17 protein-coding genes are annotated in these 22,560 nt (G+C 44.0%); 10 read left to right on the forward strand and 7 right to left on the reverse strand.

Features of this window, described 5'->3' with window-relative positions; all coding sequences use genetic code 11:
• Positions 1 to 142: 142 nt before the first annotated feature.
• Genes ACGHAV_RS12335 through ACGHAV_RS12360 form a run of 6 tightly spaced genes read left to right on the forward strand, consistent with a single transcriptional unit; the run spans position 143 to position 5,183 of the window.
• Positions 143 to 901, forward strand: coding sequence for a DUF3450 domain-containing protein (locus ACGHAV_RS12335; RefSeq protein ID WP_390381005.1), 759 nt, complete (start codon positions 143 to 145; stop codon positions 899 to 901).
• A gap of 13 nt (positions 902 to 914) precedes the next feature.
• A complete protein-coding gene (locus ACGHAV_RS12340) occupies positions 915 to 2,279 on the forward strand; it encodes a MotA/TolQ/ExbB proton channel family protein (RefSeq protein ID WP_334015416.1) in 1,365 nt (454 codons plus the stop codon).
• Between the two features lie 2 nt (positions 2,280 to 2,281).
• On the forward strand, positions 2,282 to 2,800 hold the full coding sequence (locus ACGHAV_RS12345; RefSeq protein ID WP_334015417.1) for a MotA/TolQ/ExbB proton channel family protein: 519 nt from the start codon (positions 2,282 to 2,284) through the stop codon (positions 2,798 to 2,800).
• A gap of 31 nt (positions 2,801 to 2,831) precedes the next feature.
• Complete coding sequence (locus ACGHAV_RS12350) at positions 2,832 to 3,239, forward strand: biopolymer transporter ExbD (RefSeq protein WP_012517280.1); 408 nt, start codon at positions 2,832 to 2,834, stop codon at positions 3,237 to 3,239.
• Between the two features lie 3 nt (positions 3,240 to 3,242).
• A complete protein-coding gene (locus tag ACGHAV_RS12355; RefSeq protein ID WP_390381010.1) occupies positions 3,243 to 3,851 on the forward strand; it encodes an energy transducer TonB in 609 nt (202 codons plus the stop codon).
• Between the two features lie 6 nt (positions 3,852 to 3,857).
• Complete coding sequence (locus ACGHAV_RS12360) at positions 3,858 to 5,183, forward strand: tetratricopeptide repeat protein (RefSeq protein WP_390381012.1); 1,326 nt, start codon at positions 3,858 to 3,860, stop codon at positions 5,181 to 5,183.
• A 50-nt stretch (positions 5,184 to 5,233) separates the two neighbouring features.
• On the opposite strand, the gene ACGHAV_RS12365 is transcribed toward ACGHAV_RS12360, so the two are convergent.
• The 5 genes from ACGHAV_RS12365 to ACGHAV_RS12385 all read right to left on the reverse strand — a co-directional run bounded on the left by ACGHAV_RS12365 (position 5,234) and on the right by ACGHAV_RS12385 (position 12,774).
• Positions 5,234 to 6,337: an HD domain-containing phosphohydrolase gene (locus tag ACGHAV_RS12365; protein ID WP_390381015.1), complete on the reverse strand. Its 1,104-nt coding sequence runs from the start codon at positions 6,335 to 6,337 to the stop codon at positions 5,234 to 5,236.
• Positions 6,327 to 9,248, reverse strand: a complete 2,922-nt coding sequence (locus ACGHAV_RS12370; RefSeq protein WP_390381018.1) for an ATP-binding protein — start codon at positions 9,246 to 9,248, stop codon at positions 6,327 to 6,329. The genes ACGHAV_RS12365 and ACGHAV_RS12370 overlap by 11 nt, the downstream gene beginning before the upstream one ends.
• Positions 9,245 to 10,402 (reverse strand): FIST signal transduction protein, encoded by a 1,158-nt coding sequence (locus tag ACGHAV_RS12375; protein ID WP_390381021.1) that lies wholly within the window; start codon positions 10,400 to 10,402, stop codon positions 9,245 to 9,247. Before ACGHAV_RS12375 ends, ACGHAV_RS12370 begins: the two co-directional genes overlap by 4 nt.
• Before the next feature lie 156 nt (positions 10,403 to 10,558).
• A complete protein-coding gene (locus tag ACGHAV_RS12380) occupies positions 10,559 to 12,133 on the reverse strand; it encodes an AMP-binding protein (RefSeq protein WP_390381024.1) in 1,575 nt (524 codons plus the stop codon).
• A 191-nt stretch (positions 12,134 to 12,324) separates the two neighbouring features.
• On the reverse strand, positions 12,325 to 12,774 hold the full coding sequence (locus ACGHAV_RS12385) for a hypothetical protein (protein ID WP_390381027.1): 450 nt from the start codon (positions 12,772 to 12,774) through the stop codon (positions 12,325 to 12,327).
• Positions 12,775 to 12,841: 67 nt separating this feature from the next.
• Here ACGHAV_RS12385 and ACGHAV_RS12390 point away from each other — a divergent pair, with 67 nt between their 5' ends.
• The 4 genes from ACGHAV_RS12390 to lysC all read left to right on the forward strand — a co-directional run bounded on the left by ACGHAV_RS12390 (position 12,842) and on the right by lysC (position 19,426).
• Entirely contained in the window at positions 12,842 to 14,053 is a 1,212-nt protein-coding gene (locus tag ACGHAV_RS12390) for a PQQ-dependent sugar dehydrogenase (RefSeq protein WP_390381030.1), read from the forward strand.
• Between the two features lie 503 nt (positions 14,054 to 14,556).
• Positions 14,557 to 17,367 carry a bifunctional aconitate hydratase 2/2-methylisocitrate dehydratase gene (locus ACGHAV_RS12395; RefSeq protein ID WP_390381033.1) on the forward strand — a complete coding sequence of 937 codons (2,811 nt, stop codon included), beginning with the start codon at positions 14,557 to 14,559 and terminating at the stop codon, positions 17,365 to 17,367.
• 199 nt (positions 17,368 to 17,566) lie between these two features.
• Positions 17,567 to 18,016, forward strand: coding sequence for a DUF192 domain-containing protein (locus tag ACGHAV_RS12400; RefSeq protein ID WP_390381036.1), 450 nt, complete (start codon positions 17,567 to 17,569; stop codon positions 18,014 to 18,016).
• Positions 18,017 to 18,076: 60 nt separating this feature from the next.
• Positions 18,077 to 19,426, forward strand: coding sequence for a lysine-sensitive aspartokinase 3 (gene lysC / locus ACGHAV_RS12405; protein WP_390381039.1), 1,350 nt, complete (start codon positions 18,077 to 18,079; stop codon positions 19,424 to 19,426).
• 64 nt (positions 19,427 to 19,490) lie between these two features.
• Here lysC and ACGHAV_RS12410 read toward each other — a convergent pair whose 3' ends face one another.
• Together ACGHAV_RS12410 and ACGHAV_RS12415 are read right to left on the reverse strand one after the other, a co-directional pair.
• Positions 19,491 to 20,132, reverse strand: a complete 642-nt coding sequence (locus ACGHAV_RS12410) for an SOUL family heme-binding protein (RefSeq protein WP_390381042.1) — start codon at positions 20,130 to 20,132, stop codon at positions 19,491 to 19,493.
• Between the two features lie 167 nt (positions 20,133 to 20,299).
• Positions 20,300 to 22,324 carry a methyl-accepting chemotaxis protein gene (locus ACGHAV_RS12415; protein WP_390381044.1) on the reverse strand — a complete coding sequence of 675 codons (2,025 nt, stop codon included), beginning with the start codon at positions 22,322 to 22,324 and terminating at the stop codon, positions 20,300 to 20,302.
• Between the last annotated feature and the right edge of the window lie 236 nt (positions 22,325 to 22,560).

Raw genomic sequence — 22,560 nt, forward strand, 5'->3', positions numbered from 1 at the left:
CCTTTTTTATGCGATGAAGATGACGCTTTTGGTCGATTTATGACAGTTTCGTAATAAAACTGTCACAGAAAACTCCTATCCTACGCGCAGAAATTTATAGTCGGATAGAACCGATTTCTTTTAACTTGAAAGGTTTGAATGTATGAAGCTTATCAATGCTTTGCTTGTTGCGGGTGCGTTAGCAGCGACACCGGTACTTGCACAAGACGATGAAGTCTTAAAACCCGTTGTCGATTCGGCAGCGAAAATAAATGAATCAGCGGCTACGTCGCAAGAAAAGATTAACGGTATTACCGATCAAATCGACAGCAAACTTCAACAGTTCAAAACATTGATGAAAGAAATCGAAGGTCTTGAGGTTTACAACTCTCAGCTTCGTAAACAAATCAATAGTCAAGAGCAAGAAATGGCAGACCTAAATGCTGCTATTGACGAAGTATCTGTTGTTGAACGTCAAATCACGCCACTAATGATGCGTATGATTGACGGTCTAGAGCAATTCGTTGCACTTGACGTGCCTTTCCTTCCAGAAGAGCGTGCTAATCGCGTTGCCGACCTACGTGCAATGATGGACCGTGCTGACGTTGCTGCGTCAGAGAAATTCCGTCGCGTAATGGAAGCATTCCAAGTTGAGATGGACTATGGCCGCACAATGGAAGCATACAGCGGTATCCATACTATTAATGGTCAAGAGCGTGATGTTGAATTCCTACGCCTTGGTCGTACAGCGCTTATGTACCAAACACGTGATGCAAGCATGCAGGGCGTTTGGAACAAGCAAACCCGTCAGTGGGAAGAGCTTGATAGCAGCTACCGTACACAAATTACTAAAGGTCTGCGCATGGCTAAGAAGCAACTTGCTCCAGACTTGCTAATGCTGCCAGTGGCAATTACAGACTAAGAGGTTGATGAGAATGTTAAACACAGTTAAACGTATCGCTGTTGGTCTAGCCGCCCTTAGTATCAGCGTTGGCGCTTTTGCACAAAGCGACCGTGCAATGGACTTAGACGCACTTCTTAAGCAATTAGAAGAAGGTCAGTTCGCACAAACACAACAAAACAAACAGCGCGAGCGCGACTTCCAAGCACAACGTGCAGAGCAAGACCGCATTCTTCGCGAAACCCGCGAAAAGCGTGACCAGATGCTAGCGCAATCTGAGCAGCTTGAAACTCAGTTTGAAGAAAACGAATTCAAACTTGCTGATCTTAACGGTGCACTAGACACGCGTCTTGGTTCACTAAAAGAGCTTTTCGGTGTACTTCAGCAAATCGCTGGCGACACAAAGAATAAGTTCTATAACTCAGTTATCTCTGCGCAGATTCCTGGCCGTTCTGAGTTCCTAGACAAAATGGCGCAAGACATGGGCTCTAGCTCTAAACTTGCTTCAATTGAAGAAATTGAGCGCGTATGGTTTGAAATGCAGCGTGAAATGACAGAAGCAGGCAAAGTGACCACTTTTACTACAGACGTAGTTGAAGCGGGCGGTGCTAAAGTAAGCAAGTCTGTTGTTCGCGTTGGTCCTTTCGCACTTGTTGCCGACGGCAAATACCTAGACTACAACGGCGTAACAGGTACAGTGTCTGAACTAGTGCGTCAGCCAGCTGACCGTTACATGAGCTCAGCAGCAGAACTTCAAGGTTCAAACGGCGAGCTAGTACAGTTCGGTATCGACCCAACAGGTGGTTCAATCCTTGGTCTTCTTGTTCAAGCACCTAACCTTCAAGAGCGTGTAGAGCAGGGCGGTGTAGTTGGTTACATCATCCTAATCGTTGGTGCGTTCGGTCTTCTTCTAGCACTTGAGCGCCTTGTAACACTGTCGCTAACGCGCATGAAAGTGAACAAGCAGCTTAAGAGCAAAGAAGTTAACACTAACAACCCGCTTGGCCGTGTACTTAAAGTACGTGACGAGCACCCAGACGCTGATGTTGAAGCACTTGAACTTCACCTTACAGAAGCTATCTTGGGCGAAGTGCCGAAGCTTGGTCGTAACCTAACTATCATTAAGATTATCTCAGTAGTTGCACCGCTTATGGGTCTACTAGGTACAGTTACCGGTATGATCAACACCTTCCAAGCAATCACATTGTTCGGTACAGGTGACCCGAAACTAATGGCTGGTGGTATTTCAACAGCACTTGTAACAACGGTACTAGGTCTTGTTGTAGCGATTCCAATGACACTGCTTTATGCAATGCTTAACACGCGTTCTAAGAACATCGTGTACATCCTACAAGAACAGGCGTCTGGCGTAATTGCAGAGCGCGCTGAGCGAGGCTAATTATGATCGAGTTTCTAGAAGCAATTCGCGATTTCACAGAAACAGGTGGCCAGGTTCTCCTGGTCATCGGTCTGCTGATATTCGTTATGTGGCTTTTGATCCTCGAGCGTGCGATGTATCTGATGGTATGGCACAAGCAAGCAAAGAAAGAAGCGGTTGCAATGTGGGCAGCCCGTGCTGACCGCTCTTCTTGGTTTGCTGAACAAGTACGTCAGAAAACAATTTCACAGTTAACCATGCGCCTTAACGGCAGCATCCCAATTATTCAATCGCTTGTTGCGCTATGCCCGCTGCTAGGTTTGATGGGAACGGTTACCGGTATGATTGAAGTGTTTGATGTAATGGCGATTTCGGGCTCAGGTAATGCCCGTTCAATGGCGTCAGGTGTATCAAAAGCCACTATCCCGACAATGGCGGGTATGGTTGGCGCACTTTCAGGCGTTTTCGCCGCTACTTGGTTAACCCGTATGGTGAAATCAGAACGCACGCATCTTGAGGATGCATTGATTATTCAACGTTAATGCCCTAAGGCATTAAGGTAAGGTACTTATTATGAAGCAGCACTTTCAAAACTTGGTCGATGAGGAAGAAGCAAACATCGACATGACGCCCATGCTGGACGTTGTATTTATCATGTTGATCTTCTTTATCGTGACTGCGTCGTTTGTGAAAGAAGCCGGTATCGATGTGAACCGTCCTGAAGCAGCTACCGCTGTGAAAAAGGATCGCGCTAACATTCTTATCGCTATTTCTGATAAAGGCGAGATTTGGATTAACAAGCGCCGCATTGACGTTCGCGCGGTTCAAGCGAACATTGAGCGTCTGCACGCTGAAAACCCTCAGGGTACTGTTGTTATTCAGGCTGATAAAAAAGCCACAACAGAAACACTGATTAAGGTTATGGACGCGTCGCGAGCAGCAGGCGTGTACGATGTTTCGATTGCAGCCCAAGAGCAATAAATCATGCCACGATATTTAATCGCATTTGTTATTTCCCTTGCGATCACGTTAGGCCTGTTCTTCTTGATGCAATCGCTTATCAAGATGGGTGGCAGTGCACTAACTGAACCGCCAAAGGGAAGCGTGCTTGACTTCGTAAGGGTTAAGCAGGATGAGCAAGTAGAGAAAAAAGAGCGTAAGCCTAAAAAGCCGCCTAAGCCTGAAGAGCCGCCACCACAAATGGAGCAGCCTCAAATGGACTCGCCTTCTCCAGATGCGGAAGGTACGTCGATGGACTTTGGCGCAGAAGTGGGTGACGATATTTCGCTTGAAGGTGGTTTAGCCCTTGAGTCGGGTGATGGTGAGTACCTTCCAATTGTAAAGGTAGCACCGGTATACCCAAGACGTGCGCTTCAACGCGGTATTGAAGGCTTTGTTATTGTTGAATTTACAGTAACCAAGCAAGGTGCCGTTCGAGACCCTATTGTGGTGGAAGCCAATCCGCAGGGAATCTTTGAACAAGCGGCAATTGATGCTGCAATGAAGTTTAAATATAAGCCTCGTGTGGTAAACGGTGAAGCGACAGAAGTATCGGGTATTCAAAATCGTATAACGTTCCAAATTGATGGGTAACAGAGCATGATGAAAAAACAGACGAATACGTTGCTTAGTGCACTGGCGTTTGCATTTGCATCGGCCACGGTTACGGTGCCAAGCTTATTTGTGGCTACCGACGCTGTTGCACAAGAACAAAAAGCGAGTGAAAAGAAAACTCGCCGCGTGCCTACGCTACGCGGTAAGGTTTATGAGCAGCTTGCGCGTGCCCAGTCTGCAGCTGATGACGCGGGTAACGTTGAAGAAGCTATCTCTATTTTGAAAGAAGTAGAAGATAAGTCTGATTCAATGAATGCTTACGAAAAAGCCATGATGTACAACTTTTTCGGCTTTATTTATTACAACAACGAAGACTATACAAAGGCGTTAGAATCGTTCGCGAAAGTTGTTGAGCAGCAGCCAATTCCTGAAAAGTTTGAAATGACCACGCTTTTCAGTTTGGCGCAGCTACACCTTATGCAGGGTAATTTCGACGACACCATCACTTATTTAGAGCGTTGGGAAAGTCTAAATCAAGGCCCAGTACCGGTAAAAAATAAAGTTATAAAAGCGCAGGCTTACTATCAAAGCAAGCAGTACGAACTTGCGTCTAGATGGATTTCAGAAGCCATTAGCGATCATGAAAATGAAGGTATGATCCCTGATGAGGGCTGGCTTATTCTCCAACGTGCGGTTTTCTACGAACTAAAGCAGCCTGAAAAGGTAAAGGATGTTTTAGTTAAAATGGTAAAACTGTTTGATGAGCCAAAGTACTGGATCCAACTTGCGGGTATGTATGGCGAGTTAGGCGAAGAGCGTAAGCAGCTAGCCATTATGGAAACGGCGTATCAACGTGGTTTCGTTGAAACATCTGCAGATATCTTCAACATGGCACAGCTTTACTACTATCACCGCGTACCCTACAAAGGTGCGAAGTTGATGGAACAAGCTATGAACGAAGGCGTGCTTGAGAAAAACTTGCGTAATCTTAAGTTCCTAGGTCAAAGCTGGTCGCTGGCCAAAGAGCAGGATAAAGCGATTCCTGTTATGGCCCAGGCTGCAGAACTATCTGAAGATGGTGAACTTGACGCACAGCTAGCTCAAATTCTTCTTAACGAAGAGCGTTTTGACGATGCCATCGCGGCAGCAGATCGTGCAGTAGAGAAAGGCGAGCTTAGAAACCCTGGACTTGTATACCTGATTAAAGGTATGGCGCTGTACAATAAAAAGCAGTACGCATTGGCGCTTAACCAGTTAGCAGAAGCTGAAAAGCATCAGAAAAGTCGCGCTATGGCACAGCAATGGAAACAGTTCGTGCAGGGCGAAAAACGCCAAGCAGATGCGATTGCTGCCGAGCTAGGCGCTAGCTAACGCTAATATTTATCTAAAACGCAAAAAGGCCACATAATGTGGCCTTTTTCTTATGACTTACGAGATATGACGTCGGGTATAAAACTGTCTATAGACGGTAACAAGTTCTCTTCTTCAAGTTTATCCCAGTACTGCTTAGTCGTTAATATACTCTCCTTTGCATCAAGAAAGTGCTTCACAAGGGTAGGGTCAAAATGTGTACCTGCATGTTTTGTAAGATAATCAAACGCGTCGTCGTGAGCCCATGCTGGTTTATAAGGTCTTTTCATCGTAAGTGCATCGAACACATCTGCGATAGCGACTATTCGAGCACTTTGAGGGATCTCTTGGCCATTAAGCCCTTTTGGGTAACCTGTGCCATCCCACTTTTCGTGATGATAGAGTGCGACCTCGGCCGCCATAGAGAATAAGGGAGTATTAGATTGCGATAAAATTTTGTGCCCTATTGCTGCGTGCGTTCTCATTGTCTCCATTTCGTCATCGTTAAGCTTTCTAGGTGCTTTTAGAATGCTATCTGGGATCCCAATTTTTCCGGTATCGTGCATAGGCGCGGCTTGTGAAAGTAACGTTGCTTGTTCATATGACCAACCAGACTGCAGTGCAAGGAGTTTTGCATAAGCTGCCATTCGCCAAATGTGATGGCCTGTATCGGTATCGTTGTAATGTCCTGCAGCGGCAAGCATAGTAATTGCGCTTTGTTGACTCGCCAATAAATCCTGGGTTCGCTCTTTTACCAGCGCTTCTGTTGTTTTCATTTGATGCGCCAAACTAAGGTGTGTCTTCACTCTAGCAAGCGTAATACTTGGAGAGACTGGCTTTGTGATATAGTCAACAGCCCCAACACTAAATCCATGCTCTTCATCCTCACCTTGGCCTAGTGCTGTTACAAATATTACAGGGATAGATGCTAACCTTTTATCCGATTTTAATCGTTTGCACACTTCAAAACCGTCCATGCCTGGCATCATGATATCGAGTAAGATGAGATCTGGGATAAACTGCTCAACTATCTTCAGTGCCACAAAGCCAGAAGGTGCTACTTTTAATTTATAGTAGGGTTTTAGAATACCAAGAAGGATGTCGATGTTTGCTGGCTCGTCATCCACAATCAGAATACTAAAATGTTTACTTTCGCTAGTCGCGTTAGTCGTCATTATCTAATAGACCTCGTAGTTGTATAGCAGCATCTAGTGCTACCTCAAAGTCATACATATTGGCGTTGTGTTTTATATGATTAATATGATGTGCATAGGTTGTATGACCATATTCGCTAACAAGTAGAGCAATCTTATTTATCGCTTCCGCATCATAGTTTTCTAACGCTGTTATTATTTGGTTAAGTTGCTCCTGAAGGCTTATTTTGTCGAAGTCAAAAGTAACGTCAGATTGCATATCAATAGTGTGTGCAATTAATCGCATGGTTGTATCTAGCGCGATAGAAACACGAGAGACACTATTGGCAAAACCCTTGTGCTGCCTGTCTGTAAAATTCAAGACTTTATCAAGCTCATGGACAAGAGAGTTCGCGCCTATATCTTTTGCATCAGAGGACATTATTGTTAAGACTGAAGTATCCGCTTCAGGACTAGATAGGTGACTAAGAAGGTTTGTCATGATCTCAGGTTGCCTATACTTCTCATAAAAGGCAATAAGTGAATTGATGAAATCCTCATTATGATGTGTTGCTTGAACTTCAAGGTAACCAGAGTGAATGTGAACATCGAGTGCATGAATAATTTCTTCTACTGTTGCGGGTTTTATAAGATGCTCGCACATACCCGCATCAAGCGATTTAGCTTCGTCAGATTCATTAGCACTTAATGCTAATATAGGCGTGTTCCATTGCTGCCTGTGGGTCAACTTTTCTGCCACGTCATACCCACTAATACCAGGTAGGTTACAGTCTAGTATTAATGCATCGAACACTTGATGTTCACAAAGAGAAAGTGCCTGTTCTCCATTGCTAGCGTGGCTAACGGAAATGTCAAAAGACGACAACATCTGCTGCGTGATTTCAAAACTAATGATATCATCTTCTACCACAAGCACGTGTTTGCCAGTAAGTCTTTTTTTCCGTAATTTTTTTCCTTCTAACCCGTATTCTGCAGTGAGAGCTGCTGTTTGCTTACTCTCTGAGAGTGTCGCTTTAAGTTCCTCGTCAGTAAAAGGTAACTCAATAATATCAAGGTCGTTAAAATAGAGTGCCCCCATGCGCTTTATTACATCAGCTTTACTTAGAGGGCTGATAAGAGTGCTTAGTCCTAGCTTTTTAAATTCACCAAACTTCAAAAGGTTTAAAAAGCGCGTCCAAGGCTTTTCTTCACAACTAAGCATTATTATTGAGTGTTGGGCGTCTTCGGGCAGCGTGTCCTCATCCATATTCACAAGATTACAGCTCACCCCAAGTCGCTTATACGTTCTTTGTAAGATAGAGCCAGCCTTGTCAACAGCCATATCTGCCATCAGACAGGTCACATTGTTAGCTGTCAAGTGGGCACGTTGCGTAGGAATAGTTGTACAGCAGCCTTCGTTTGAAAAAGGAAGTGAAAACGAGAATGTGCTTCCCACGTTCACTTCGCTCTCTAATTCCAGTTTACCGCCCATAAGTTCAACAAGGTACTTACTGATAGTAAGACCTAAACCTGTGCCTCCATATTTTCTTGAGATGCTTGCGTCTGCCTGAACAAATGCATCAAACAAAACAGCTTTCCCTTTTTCACTTATTCCCATGCCTGTGTCGCTTACTGCAAAGTAAACTCTGTTATCCTCGCGTTTTATTTGAACCAGAACATAACCTTTCTCAGTAAATTTAATTGCATTACCAACTAAATTCATTAGCACTTGATAGAGCTTTTCACTGTCGCCCAAGCAATTAATATTGATATCAAATTGAATGTCGAAGAGCAGTTGAAGCTTCTTTTCCCTTGCTTTAAGTTGAAAAACCTGTGCAAGTTTCTCAATGGGACGTGCCAACATATAGGGTTCGTTATTTATTTGAACCTTATTAGCCTCTACTTTAGAAAAGTCTAATATGCTGTTGATTAACTCTAAAAGTGACGTTGCACTGTCTTTAACTTTTTTAAGGTAATCTTGCTTTTGGTCACTGTCAGTGGCTTCTATTGCTAAATGAGTTAAGCCAATTATGGCGTTCATAGGAGTTCTAATTTCGTGGCTTATTGTGGCTAGGAAGTTGCTCTTCGCTTTATTGGCACTTTGGGCTTCTTTATACGCCTTTTCGAGTTTTTGTTTAGTCGCCTTCTGGTCGCTTATGTCACTGAAAACACCCACATGCCCATCTGGTTCTCCATTGGCGTCTAGGAGAGGTACGGCCACTATAGATACGGGAAATATACGGCCGTTTTGGTCGGTAAAATATTCTTCATAAGAGGTATATGAAACCCCTCGTTGAATGTGATTACTAATATCACATTCGTCTCTTGATATAAGGGTGCCGTCTTTTCTCTGATAATGTACGGTGTCGTGAAAGGCTCGTTTTTGTAACTCTTCGAAAGTCCATCCTAGTAGTTTAGAGGCAGTAGGGTTGAGAAAGCGTAAATTATCATTACCGTCTACAGCATAGACGCCTTCCCCTATACTGTTGGTAATACTTCGATAAAAACGACGGTCTTCCTTAAGCGTATCTCTTAGTACTTTTTGTTCATCGATTAGCTCTAGTACACGATGAGAAAGATCTGAAAGGTTCGAATACCCGTGTTCAATTATTGGTTTATCAAGCTCAGTAAGAAGTTTATTTACTGATACTCTTAGCATTTCGATAACGTTATGCTGAGCCTTATTTTCGTTACGAATTTTTTGATTGGCTGACATCAGTTCTTCTGAACTGAGTTGTAAGCTTCGGTCGCGAAGTACAATATCTCTTACATGTGCCTCATAGCTATCTTCTACTCTAGGTAGCAATGCGGCTAACCCTGTTCTCAGCTTATTGAATTCTTCCTGATTATTCTCTAATTCGTTGTTGTTTAGTTTACTCAACCACTGCTCAAGAGAGAGGTCGTCTTTGAAGCCGAATGCTTTTCTTAGTTGACGAGAGAAGAGGGGATTCAAATTCTTTCTCTCAGCAACATGATGGTTAGCGTCTGGTTGTGTAGTTGGCTGTGTAACGTTCCGTTAAAAGGGCTCATTTCTCCGTATGAATAAAAACCTGCGATTTTCACGTTTTCTGGTAAACAATGCGCAACTTCTTCTATTTCCTCTTCAACACGATCGCCCATGACCAATTTTCGACCCACGCAACTGGTTATCAGCGCGATGTCTTGCGACTTGTTATGTGCTGCGGAAGCTGAACGGTGCACGGGAAGCTGCATAGAGGCATGAGATGCGCCGTCAATAAGATCATCTGTTGAAGCGTGCATCAACCTAACGTATGAACCTTCATGTACTTCCCCCGCCAAGGTCAAACTTTGCTGCCTTTCATCTACACCCAAAATAGTCCGTATGATTCCAACAGAGCGGCCTTCGCTATCAATAACTTCAAATGGAAACAATAGACCGCTAGCAGGAAGGTCCTCGGCATATTCGCCTAGGTATTTTTTATAAATATCTAATGCTGACTGATAATCTAATTCGTAGAGCTGATTCTCGGTTGCTTTAGTCACTAGGCGGGTTGGACCGAAAGATCTCCAACCACCCAGTGCTGCATAATCAAAGTCGAGTTTATCGCCATAAAGTGCAAGTGCTACAACTTGTTGATTGCTGATGCCATTTGGCCCCATGACAAATGTCTTCTCGAAGGCATCACCATCTCCAGCAAGGCCACCACTTATGCCAACGTGCTGTGGTAGTTTTTGCCTCAACCCATCAACCAAGGCCGAGCCGTTTACGTTAACGCCTGGAGCGAGTATATACACTCCTCTCAGGCTGTCGCTTTGAATTTGGTTTGCAAGCGTAATGCCGACCTCTTTTGATGCCTGCATTCCAGCAAGTTCACACGCATATATTTTCGCGTGAGCATCGGTTTGAAAGTGCCACAAAATAATTGAAATACTGTTTTCACGTACTTGTTCTCCTGATACTTCACCTGCTGTGCTGCAACCTAGCAGGTTGCCGCAAAACGGCAGTAGCGTGGCGAACAGTCGGTCGTCATCAAAAAATGAGGCAGACGCATACACTATTATCACATCGGCGTGAAACTGGGACAGTGCTTCCCGGTGAATCAATAATTCGTCAAGACTGCTACAAGAAATTGTTTTGGATTGCATGTAAATAACGTATTACTTTCTAGATACCTTAGTTATAGTAAGGTTTGAAAGCTTATACAATTTGAATAGCTTATTCTTTGGTAGTAATAAACTGATTTGTAAATAAAAAAGCAGCGAGCTAGCGCTGCTTTATACAATATTGTGGTACCTATGATATTAGGCTGACCGCAATTCTCTGCGCAGGATTTTGCCAACGGTAGATTTAGGCAATTCTTGTAATACGGTAACCGACTTTGGCACTTTATAGTTGGTCAGGTGCTCTTTACAAAAGGCAGTGATGGCCTCTTCGCTAACAGGTTGTGTAACCGTGATATAGGCACATACGCGTTCGCCTGTCTTTTCGTCTGGCTTGCCCACTACTGCAGCCTCCATCACATCAGGATGCGTTGTAAGAATGTCTTCCACCTCGTTTGGATAAACGTTAAAGCCAGATACAATGATCATGTCTTTAAGTCTATCAACTATTTTAATGGCCCCTGATTCAGAGCGAATGCCTATATCACCAGTTTTAAAGAAGCCGTCTTCTGTCATCACCTTTGCAGTTTCATCATCGCGCTGCCAATAGCCCATCATCACTTGCGGTCCGCGAACCGCAATTTGGCCTGACTCGCCTTCGGCGACAGGTTTGTCATAGCTGTCTAGCAGCGCTACTTCTGTTTCTTGAAGCTCGTGACCAACGGTGCCTATTTCTTCTTTACCTGGAATATTAAACGACACAACAGGCGCGGTTTCTGACAAACCGTAGCCTTCGGTAATAGTGTTGCCTGTTACATTTTGCCAAATTGATACTGCTGCTTGAGTAAGCGCCGTACCACCCGACATAGTAAGGTGAAGCTTCGAGAAGTCGAGTTTCGCGAACTCAGGGTGACGACCGAGGCCAACAAATAAGGTGTTAATCCCCATAAACGCACTAATGGTATGGGGCTTCAACGCTTGAATAAATCCGTCGATATCGCGAGGGTTAGGAATAAGGATGATTTGGCTACCTTTCGCAAACAACGCCATCATTCCTACGGTAAATGCATATATATGGTAAAGCGGTAGTGGGCAAACCAATACTTCTTCGCCATCTTTAAACCCATCACCAATGCGGTCGAGCATTTGAATGCAGTTTGCCAATACATTTTTGTGGCTAAGTGCGGCACCTTTCGATACGCCAGTGGTGCCACCTGTATATTGCAGCATTGCGAGGTCTTCTAAATTACTCTTCTCGCGTGTGAAGTCAGGAAGGTTACTGCCCACGTTAATAGCGTCAGAGAAGGAAACTGTGTTTGGGGCATCAACAGTCGGCGCCGATGATGGGTCTAGAAGCTCTGTTGCCGACGTAACAATGACCGTTGCTATTGTTGTGTCCGCTTTTATGTTGTCGAACTTAGGTAGAAGGTCTCCAAGAATCACCAAGGCCTGTGCGCCACTATCGGTGAATTGATGTTTCATTTCACGTTCGGTATAGAGCGGGTTGGTATTTACCACCACCAAGCCAGCGCGCAGTGCGCCATATACCGCTATGGGGTTTTGAATAAGGTTGGGTAACTGAATAGCGACTTTCGTCCCTGGTGCCAGTTTGGCCTCATGTACAAAATACTTTGCTAACGCTGCCGACTTTTCATCAATATCTTTAAAAGTCAGCGTTTGTCCAAGTGCGGTGTATGCAGGTTTATCTGCAAATTTTTTAAGTACATTTTCTAAATAATCAGCCAAGCATGCTACGTTGTCAGGGTACGAAATCATTAAGCTAGTTCCTAAAAGGTACAGTTAAAGGGTTTCATTAACAGTAGCAAAGTTAACTTTTTATTTACATCTTTCTTCGTTTATAAATCGTTATAAAGCCTGTTGATAAATCAACATGCTTGGTTGTGTAATAGATGTAGCGATGGGCGCTTAATAACAGGCGATAACGACAGTCGATACGGCGAACCCTTTTAAAACCTTTGTTTTAGCGAACTAAATACTATGCCTGCAAAAACACCAGCGCAGCACTGGGCAATAAACCCGGCCGTACTTCTCGCACCAGCAATTAAGGTTACATTTAATATAGGTTGCATGGCTGACAACATAACAAAAAAGCCAAATATGCCTGCTAGTGCGTAAATTAACACTGTGAAGCTTGCTGGCTTTTGCTGTTTTAGAAACACAAAGCGTGCAAACGTAAACGCCAAAGCCAGTGTTGCGGCAATAATCACTCCATAGGTGGGCAGTAAGCCCAGTATGTCGCTGCCAATCATTTGTAAAGCTTCGGTAAGTCCAATTTCTATATCGATATTGGTAAGTGCCTTTAATACAAATATCGAGTGCAGGGCGCTCGCAAGCAAGAAAGCACAAAGGCAAGTGATTAAAAACGGTAATGCAGTGTGTTTTATAAAGTGAGCCATTAAATTTACCTAAACAAGGCCAGTTGTTTTTGGTATACCATAAAGAAAGCCCGTTTGAGTACTGTTTATGAAACCTATTTTTACCTTGTTGCTAGTAAGTTGCGCGTTAATGCTAAGTAATGCGCTACTTGTTAATGCAAGTGCTAGTGCAAATACAAGTTCCACGCCTCAAAGCTTACTTCAAGCTGATAGTTACAGTCTGGAAACTATTGCGTCGGGTTTGCAGTACCCCAAAGCATTAACTGTGTTACCAGACGACAGCATTCTTATTGTAGAACGCGATGGTTTTCTAACAGTGGTGTTAAATGACGGCAACAGTATACGTCACGGGCTAAACCTGCCAGCGCTTTATACAAAAGGGCAGGGTGGTGTACTTGATGTACTTGTTGTAGAAGACAAACTTCTATTGTCTTATTCAAAGGGCGATGAGGAAGCCAACGCACTAGCCGTTGTGTTGGTATCGTTTTCTGCTGAACAAGGTGTGTCGGGTTTTACGCCTATATTTGAGGTGAAAGACAAAAAAGATACACCAGTGCATTACGGTGGAAAACTACTGGCCCTTAAAAGCGGCGGCTTTCTGGTTACTGTCGGCGATGGCTTCGACTATCGAGAGCAAGCTCAGGTGGTCAATTCGCAACTTGGTAAAATTATTGGCTTTAAACTAAATGGTGAGCCACTAGACGCGCCACCATTCTCTGATAATCCTTATGTCTACAGTATTGGGCACCGCAACCCGCAGGGGCTGGTTTATGGCAGTGACGGCAATGTTTACCAGCATGAACATGGCCCTGATGGCGGTGATGAGCTTAACCTCATTACGCGTGGTAATAACTACGGTTGGCCGGTAGTGACGTTGGGCAAAGATTACTCGGGTGCTAACATTTCTCCGTTTACTGAATATCAAGGTATGATCAATCCGTTAGTAAACTGGACGCCTTCCATTGCTCCGTCTTCAATGGTGTTGTATCGCCAACCTGCGCCTGACATTCCGGCTTTGTTTTCACACCTTGAAGGTGCGTTCCTCATTACATCATTAAAAGCCAAGACACTGTTCGCTGTTCTTCCTCAACCCAGTAAAGATGCGCAGCAGCTAAGCAAACAGAACAATAGCAAAGAGACTAATAGCGAAGAGAGCAATAGGTTTACCGTGCAGCCTATAGTTGAAGAGCTAAATACTAGACTTCGCGACGTTGAAGTAAACAGCAAAGGGGAGATATTGGTGATTACCGATGGTGACAATGCCAACCTTATTAGGGTGACAGCGCCTAAGCAGCAGTAGAAAAACAGCAGTAGTGCAGCGATAGCCCAAAGACGTTTAGCAGCACCACACTGTAAGCTTATTTTGGCATATTACACTCGAAATTTGCCGCAGCGTAGCTCTAATGTAACCAAGCCTAAATGCGTCAAATTCTTCATATTCGTTGCTTATTTGTACTGGTAGTACCATAAGTGCGAGAAATGTTTGTCATAAATACAACACTATTATTTATTACAGCTTTGCTGATAACTGTTTTAGCAGACACGTTTTTAAATTTGCTTCTATGTTTTTATGTTTTTGATTATAAACAAATAATTTCACTGTCGGGCTTGTTCTTGTGTTTGGGTTAAGGCAAAACATAATGCTGCTTTGTGTAAAAAATTCTTGCATTAACGACTATACTCTTTTTCGCCAAGCATTACGTGCAGCGCGAAAATCAGTTAAAATATAGCCCATTTTCATATGCGTATAGCTAAGACCGACTTAACACTACGCCCAAGTAAAACTAAGACCGAGAGAACTATATGAGTTTGTATTCAGAATATCTGGCAGAGATCGAGACCCGTAAAACGGAACTTGGTCTTAACCCTAAGCCAATCGACAGTGCAGACCTGCTGTCTGAAATTATTGCTCAAATTAAAGATACAACAAACGAGCACCGCGAAGACTCTCTTAAATTCTTTATCTACAACACGCTACCAGGTACTACACCTGCTGCAGGTGTTAAAGCGCAATTCCTTAAGGAAATTGTACTTGGCGAAGAAGAAGTAGAAGAAATTACTCCTGAGTTTGCACTAGAGCTACTTTCACACATGAAAGGTGGCCCATCTGTTGAAGCATTACTAGACCTAGCGCTTTCTAGCGACGAAGCAGTAGCAAAGCCAGCGGCAGAAGTATTGAAAACACAGGTTTACCTGTACGAAGCGGATACAGAACGTCTTGAAACTGCATTTAAAGCTGGCAACGCTATTGCGAAAGACGTGCTAGAAAGCTACGCAAAAGCAGAATTCTTCACAAAGCTTCCTGAAGTACCAGAGAAGATTGAAGTAGTGACTTACATTGCAGCCGAAGGTGATATTTCAACTGACCTTCTTTCTCCAGGTAACCAAGCACACTCTCGTGCAGACCGCGAACTTCACGGTCAGTGCATGATTTCTCCTGAAGCGCAGCAAGAAATTGTAGAGCTAGGTAAAAAGCACCCTAACGCCAAAGTAATGCTGATTGCTGAAAAAGGCACAATGGGTGTAGGTTCATCACGTATGTCTGGTGTTAACAACGTTGCACTATGGGCCGGTGAGCCAACTAGTCCTTACATTCCATTTGTAAACAAAGCGCCAATTGTTGCAGGTACTAACGGTATCGCGCCAATCTTCCTTACTACGGTAGATGTTACTGGTGGTATTGGTCTTGACCTTAAAAACTGGGTTAAGAAAACTGACGCAAATGGCGAAGTGGTTCGCGATGAAAACGGCGACCCAGTACTAGAAGAAGCTTACTCTGTAGCAACGGGTACGGTACTTACTATCGATACCAAAGCGAAGAAGCTATACAACGGTTCAGAAGAGCTAGCTGACGTATCTGCGTCATTTACTCCTCAAAAAATGGAGTTCATGAAAGCGGGTGGTTCTTACGCGGTAGTATTTGGTAAGCAGCTACAGTCTTTCGCAGCAGCTACTCTAGGTATAGCAGCTCCAACGGTGTATGCACCTTCAAAAGAAGTATCACACGAAGGCCAAGGCCTAACAGCAGTTGAGAAAATCTTTAACCGCAATGCGGTTGGCGTAAACTCAGATGCACCGCTTCACGCAGGTTCTGACGTTCGCGTTAAAGTGAACATTGTTGGTTCTCAGGACACCACAGGCCCAATGACATGCCAAGAGCTAGAGTCAATGGCAGCATCAACCATTTCTCCACTTGTTGACGGTGCTTATCAGTCTGGTTGTCACACGGCATCAGTATGGGACAAGAAAGCACAGGCTAACATTCCAAAGCTTATGTCTTTCATGAACAACTTTGGCGTAATCACAGCGCGTGACCCTAAAGGTGTTTATCACTCAATGACTGACGTTATTCACAAAGTGCTTAACGACATCACGGTAGACGATCGTGCAATTATCATTGGTGGTGACTCGCATACACGTATGTCTAAAGGTGTAGCGTTCGGTGCCGACTCAGGTACAGTTGCTCTAGCACTTGCTACAGGTGAAGCGGCGATGCCAATTCCAGAGTCTGTAAAAGTGACTTTCAAAGGCAGCATGAAAGAGCACATGGACTTCCGTGATGTGGTTCACGCGACTCAAGCGCAAATGCTTAAGCAGTTCTCTGGCGAAAACGTGTTCCAAGGCCGTGTTATCGAAGTACAAATCGGTACTCTACTGGCTGACCAAGCGTTTACGTTTACCGACTGGTCTGCGGAAATGAAAGCGAAGGCGTCAATCTGTATCTCTAACGACGAGACTATGATTGCGTCACTTGAGCTTGCTAAGAGCCGTATCCAAATTATGATCGACAAGGGCATGGACAACGAAGCTAAGATGCTTCAAGGTCTACTTGACCTTGCTGACAAGCGTATTGCTGAAATCAAGTCTGGCGAAGAGCCAGCGCTTGCACCAGATGATAACGCTAAGTACTACGCGGAAGTGGTTATCGACCTAGATCAAATCGATGAGCCAATGATTGCTGACCCTGACGTAAACAACGAAGACGTTTCTAAGCGTTATACGCACGACGTTATCCGTCCAGTTTCTTACTACGATGGTAAGCCAGTTGACCTAGGTTTCGTTGGTTCTTGTATGGTGCACAAAGGCGATATGCAAATTATTGCTCAAATGCTTCGTAACCTAGAGAAGCTTAACGGCACTGTAGAGTTCAAAGCACCGCTAGTAGTTGCGCCACCTACATACAACATTGTTGACGAGCTTAAAGCAGAAGGCGACTGGGAAGTACTTGCGAAATATGCAGGCTTTGAATTCGACGATGCTAAGCCTAAAGAAGCGGCGCGTACTAAGTACGACAACATTCTTTACCTAGAACGTCCTGGATGCAACCTATGTATGGGTAACCAAGAAAAAGCTGAGCCAGGCGATACGGTAATTGCTACGTCTACTCGTTTGTTCCAAGGCCGTGTTGTTGCCGACTCTGCTGAGAAGAAAGGTGAATCGCTACTAGGCTCTACGCCGCTAGTAGTGCTTTCAACTGTTCTTGGCCGCTTCCCAACCACTGAAGAATACAAGCAAGCGGTTGCAGGCATCGACCTAACTAAGTTTGCTCCACCTTCAGAAGACTTAGCAGTTAAGCCGAAGTTTGCTGCTGATGTTGCGGTTAAGCGAGTGTAATTTTATTTGAATTAAAGCGTTGAATAACGCATTGATTTAAAGCTTTTGAAAGCCTCTGCAAGTGCAGAGGCTTTTTTGTTTGTAGTGCACTATAACTAGGCTTTCTCACACCATTGAATGTTGAAAAAATTAGTGTATAAACTAACAAACCGGTTGCCTGTTTGATGACCGGTTTTTTTATGGCGAAAAGGAATGTCTAATGGGAAAATCTTTCTTTATTGTTGCTGCACTTGTATTAACCTTAGGGTGTGCAAAAGCACAGGTTGACCCTGTATCTGCTATGAATAAGGTTAGCTTCGATGCTGTCTCTCTAGAAATAGGGAATAAACGCTACAACGTCGAGTACGCTAAGAACTTCGAACAGCGTGCACAAGGGCTTATGTTTCGTAAATCTTTGTGTGAAGACTGCGGAATGTTCTTCAAGTTTTCTGAGCCAAAGTACGCTGGTATGTGGATGAAAAATACTTTCGTTCCTTTAGACGTAGCATTTATAGATAGAAAAGGCGTAATAACGGATATAAAACCTCTCACCCCGCATAGCTTGGAATCGGTGGGTTCTTCAAAAGAGGTACTTTACGCGTTGGAAATGAACCAAGGGTGGTTCGCCAAAAATAATATTAACGTAGGCGACCAAATAACGATTTACTAGTTACACAAATAACGTGTGACTAAGCTAGCAAACCGCTAGTGTCTTTCTGGAGTTAAAAAAGTGACAAATGCTTTATCGATAGCGAAGTTCGGTGGAACGAGCGTTGCAAATTACGAAGTAATGCAGAATTGCGCCCGAATTGTTGCCGGTAATGAAAAAACACGCATTGTGGTAGTAAGTGCAGCAGCTGGTGTAACTAATCACCTTGTAAGTCTTGCGCATACACCTATGACGCAGCAGCAAATAGAAGAGACCTGCCAAGCAATAATCAATATCGAATTGGCTATATTGAACATGCTTAGCGATAAAGACGTGGTTGAACCTAAGCTGAATGACTTGCTGGATGAAATGCGAAGCTTGGCATTTCATGAAGAAATATTACATCGTGATGATTTAAAAGATCAGCTGCTATCTATGGGCGAGCGCATGTCGTCATTAATGTTTGCGTCGGTGCTAGCTGAACAAGGCGTTAACACCATGAACTTCGATGTGCGTAAAGTCTTGCGTACCGATAGTGAATTTGGCGAAGGCGCTCCGCAAATCGAAGAAATTGAAAAACTTGCCAAGCAGTTACTTGCCCCAGAGCTTACTGACGCTATTGTGGTCACGCAGGGTTTTGTTGGCGCAGATGCTGAAGGGCGCACCACAACACTTGGTCGCGGTGGTTCAGACTTTACCGCAGCATTGCTTGCTGAAGCGCTAGATGCTGAGTCATGCGAAATTTGGACTGACGTGATTGGTGTTTATACCACTGATCCACGCATAACATCAGCGGCAAGGCCATTACCAGAACTGAGCTTTGAAGAAGCTGCTGAAATGGCAACCTTTGGCGCAAAAGTATTGCACCCGGCTACCATGGAGCCTGCGCTTAGAAAAGACATCAAGGTGTTTGTAGGTTCTAGTAAAGAGCCAGAAAAAGGCGGTACATGGATTGTTCGTGATTGTGAGCACGAACCCGCGTATCGCGCTATTACACGCCGTAAAGAGCAGGTAATGGTAACGGTCAAAACACCCAAGATGATGTACGCACAGGGCTTCCTACAGCAGGTGTTTGCGATTATTGCGAAGCATAAGTTAAGTGTAGACTTGGTTACCACGTCTGAAATCTCGGTTTCGTTTACGCTTGATAATCCAGCGAACTCAGTGGCGCAGCGACTGAACAAAGAAACCATCGCTGAGCTAGAAACAATTTGTGATGTGAAGGTAGAAAAAGGCTACGACTTAGTAACGGTTGTAGGTAACAACATGCAAACCGAAGCTGGCGTATCAAGCAAGATATTATCTGCAGTGTCAGATTTTAACTTACGCATGATTTGTTTTGGCGCGAACCCGCACAACCTATCGTTCTTGGTTAATGAGAGCGATAGTGAAGACGTTGTAAGAAAGCTGCACAAAGCACTGTTCGAATAAATGATGTCTTGAGTTACTCATTTGCATAAAAACGGCCAGCATTTGCTGGCCGTTTTTGTATGTTTTATTTCGCCACTGGCATGATCACTTCGTGACGCTTGTTCCAAGGCAGTGTAAATGGTGAGTCATAGCCCAAGTAACTGGCTTTTCCCGTCACGCGATATCCGTTTTCTGCCAGGCTTTGCTGAAGTTTCTGTGCATGCTCAGCCCTTTTGTCCTCACTGTCAAAACCGCTATAGCCAATAGCGGCAACGGTTCTAGCATCAACCTTAACTAACGATACACTGTCATGGGTGGGCACTGGTGCGTTCGATTCGGTGTATTGATTAGGTAAGAAAAACATCATTCCATTCGTCGGCGACATTTCAACGGGTGAGGTCATCGATATTTTTGTTCCTGCACCGCCATCGCTTTCGTTAACATCATTTCCAATTTCAACTGGCGATGTCATAGAGATTTCACTACCAGATGTGTTTTCGCCCGATATGTAGTTAAAAAGAAGCTTGAATGCACCCGCTTCACTGCTTCCTTTAGACATAACAGCCATGACTTCAGGGTACGCTCTTATCTCTATCTCATTTTCTAAAGAAGCTTCTATGGTATAGGGCAAGGTTTCAGTGTCTTTGTAATATACTTTTTCATTGTCGGAAGCAGCAACAGGCATAGTAAGTAAACTCATGAATGAAATTAATGATAGTAAGCGCATAACGTAAGTTGTTTTCCCAGATACTTTACTGTTATTTAGCTACGTTATTACCGCGTTTCATGGTCACTTTGTGACATTGTTTTGAGTTATTACTTTGCGCTATTACTTTTTGTTTAGGCACAAAAAAAGCGCCTTTATAAGGCGCTTTTTAACACGGTAAGGTGAACTTACACTTTAAACTGCCTTATTGATTGCTGCAGCTCTTCTGCAAGTCTTGCTACTTCATGACTTGATTCAGACGTTTGCTGGGCACCTGCTGTTGTTTCTTCAGCAATACCAACAATGGTCTCTAGCTTTTCGCTAATCTCTTGTGACACAGTATTTTGTTCACGAGCCGACTGTTCAATTTGAGAACTTACGTCGTGCGCTTTGTGAACTGCTTCAGAAATAATGTCCAGCGCTTGCGTTGCTTTCTCGGTTTGAGATACACAAGCTGCGGTTTGCTCTTTGCCTTGATTCATTACTGCAACAGCGCGTTCGGCACCTGCTTGCAGCACTTCAATCATGGCATTAATTTCTTGAGTCGACTCTTGTGTGCGGCTAGCCAGTGTTCGAACTTCGTCAGCAACAACCGCGAAGCCACGGCCTTGTTCACCCGCTCGTGCGGCCTCAATTGCTGCGTTTAATGCAAGCAAGTTGGTTTGGTCAGCAACACCGCGAATAACGTCAAGAATACCGCCAATGCTGGCGCTATCTTGGTGTAACTTGTTAATAACGTCAGCGGCGTCTTGTACGTCCTTAGCCAATATTTCAATGGTGTTTTTGTTTTCCAGTGAAATTTGACGAACGTTTTCGGCTTCTTTGTCAGCATGTCGAATTTGGCTCAACGTATCTTCCGCATTTTGCACAACAAGTTGAGACGTTGAGTGCATCTCAGTAGTTGCCGTCGCTACCTGACCAATTTGTGACTTCTGATCTTGAATTGAATGCGTAGTCTGAGCAGTTACCGCCGAGGTTTGCTCTGACGCTGCAGCAAGTTGCTCAGCACGTTCGTTAATGGCCGTAATAAGCTCTTTAAGGTTACCTATTAACGTATTGCAGTTACGGGCAAGTAAGCCAAACTCATCTTGAGCACTATCGTCTAGACGATGGGTTAAGTCGCCCGATGAGGCAATAGTAAGCAGCTTATTCACGCGATATAGCGGGATGATGATGGCGCGTACGGTGCGGAAACCAATAATAACGGCAATAGCAATCGAGATAAGCACTACCACGATAACAATGGTATTGCCCGTAGCAATGGTATTGTTAACTTGCTCTTCAACATCGCTGGCCTTTCTATCAGCAAGGCTTAATAGGTTTTCAAGGTCTACCACACCTTGTGCAATGTTTTCGTCAGAGGCATTAAGCGCTTTCTCCGCATCGTTTCTACGTTCAAGACGATCTATATGTAGCTGAACAACACCGTCGCTAGCTTTAATAGCGTTTACCGCGTCGTTAACTAATTCGTTAATATCATCTAACGTTCCAGAGTCATCACGACCATCTGCGGTTTGCACCATATCGCTAAGCTGCGTAACCACTTTCTCTACAACCAAATCAACCTCATTGCCCAACGTTTGTGAACGAATAAGGGTTTGCGTTTTAACGTATTCCGATGAAACCGTTAAAAGAGACAGCAATGACGTTTCTAACTGGCCGCCAATTTCAGCAGCGCGACGAAGCTTAGGATCGCTGTCAACTGCATCAAGGTCAGAAAAATCTAGAAGGTATGTAGATGCATCGTCGGCGTTGTCTTCAGCATCGCCTAAACGGCTTTGAATGGTGTTGCGTAACTCTAAGTATTTCTGGTGGCTGTTATATAGCGCTTCAACATTTGTGATATAGGTTTCGTAACTCTCGCGAACACCATTAAGCGTGCTTTTTAGCTGCGGTTCGTTTTTTACTGCTTGCGCTAACTTTTTGTATTCTGTTTCAAACGTGTCTTTTGCGGCATTAAACGCATCACGTTTTTCTTTAAGTCCACCGAGTTCCTCTTCGATGTAGCTCTCAAAAGTCAGTCTACCCATGTTGAGGAAGCTGGCTTTCAGTGCGTTACTACCTGCTACGGTGGGAAGTGCTACGTCATTTACTTCTTCGGTCGCTGAACCTATTGAATTAAGGTTGAAGAGTGAAACAACACTGATAATGATCAGAAGAGCACTTATCGCTACAAATCCACCGATTATGCGTGTGGCTACCGTTATTTTCATCGGAACTCCTGGATGAGTGTTTTTTTGTTTTTATCGGTTACGATATTACCCCTCTAGCGCAGTAAAATATACCTTTTCGCTAGCACTCGTTTTTACATACGCCGAGGTAAGAGAATAAACTGCATCGTTTGGAACACGTTATTGTATCGGCTACAACAACTTAATGTTTACCTAAATTGCTAGTAGATGAATAATTTAAGTACTGGTAATACCAGTACTGTGACGATCTTTGCTTT

The organism is Alteromonas sp. MTD1, assembly GCF_042848195.1.
Taxonomy (GTDB): domain Bacteria; phylum Pseudomonadota; class Gammaproteobacteria; order Enterobacterales; family Alteromonadaceae; genus Alteromonas.

Coding starts and splice junctions, on each gene's coding strand:
- ACGHAV_RS12365 (WP_390381015.1), bottom strand. CDS start 6,337: ATGACGACTAACGCGACTAGCGAAAGTAAACATTTTAGTATTCTGATT.
- ACGHAV_RS12410 (WP_390381042.1), bottom strand. CDS start 20,132: ATGCGCTTACTATCATTAATTTCATTCATGAGTTTACTTACTATGCCT.
- ACGHAV_RS12380 (WP_390381024.1), bottom strand. CDS start 12,133: ATGATTTCGTACCCTGACAACGTAGCATGCTTGGCTGATTATTTAGAA.
- ACGHAV_RS12400 (WP_390381036.1), top strand. CDS start 17,567: ATGGGAAAATCTTTCTTTATTGTTGCTGCACTTGTATTAACCTTAGGG.
- ACGHAV_RS12350 (WP_012517280.1), top strand. CDS start 2,832: ATGAAGCAGCACTTTCAAAACTTGGTCGATGAGGAAGAAGCAAACATC.
- ACGHAV_RS12335 (WP_390381005.1), top strand. CDS start 143: ATGAAGCTTATCAATGCTTTGCTTGTTGCGGGTGCGTTAGCAGCGACA.
- ACGHAV_RS12345 (WP_334015417.1), top strand. CDS start 2,282: ATGATCGAGTTTCTAGAAGCAATTCGCGATTTCACAGAAACAGGTGGC.
- ACGHAV_RS12415 (WP_390381044.1), bottom strand. CDS start 22,324: ATGAAAATAACGGTAGCCACACGCATAATCGGTGGATTTGTAGCGATA.
- ACGHAV_RS12395 (WP_390381033.1), top strand. CDS start 14,557: ATGAGTTTGTATTCAGAATATCTGGCAGAGATCGAGACCCGTAAAACG.
- ACGHAV_RS12360 (WP_390381012.1), top strand. CDS start 3,858: ATGATGAAAAAACAGACGAATACGTTGCTTAGTGCACTGGCGTTTGCA.
- ACGHAV_RS12390 (WP_390381030.1), top strand. CDS start 12,842: ATGAAACCTATTTTTACCTTGTTGCTAGTAAGTTGCGCGTTAATGCTA.
- ACGHAV_RS12375 (WP_390381021.1), bottom strand. CDS start 10,402: ATGCAATCCAAAACAATTTCTTGTAGCAGTCTTGACGAATTATTGATT.
- ACGHAV_RS12355 (WP_390381010.1), top strand. CDS start 3,243: ATGCCACGATATTTAATCGCATTTGTTATTTCCCTTGCGATCACGTTA.
- ACGHAV_RS12340 (WP_334015416.1), top strand. CDS start 915: ATGTTAAACACAGTTAAACGTATCGCTGTTGGTCTAGCCGCCCTTAGT.
- ACGHAV_RS12385 (WP_390381027.1), bottom strand. CDS start 12,774: ATGGCTCACTTTATAAAACACACTGCATTACCGTTTTTAATCACTTGC.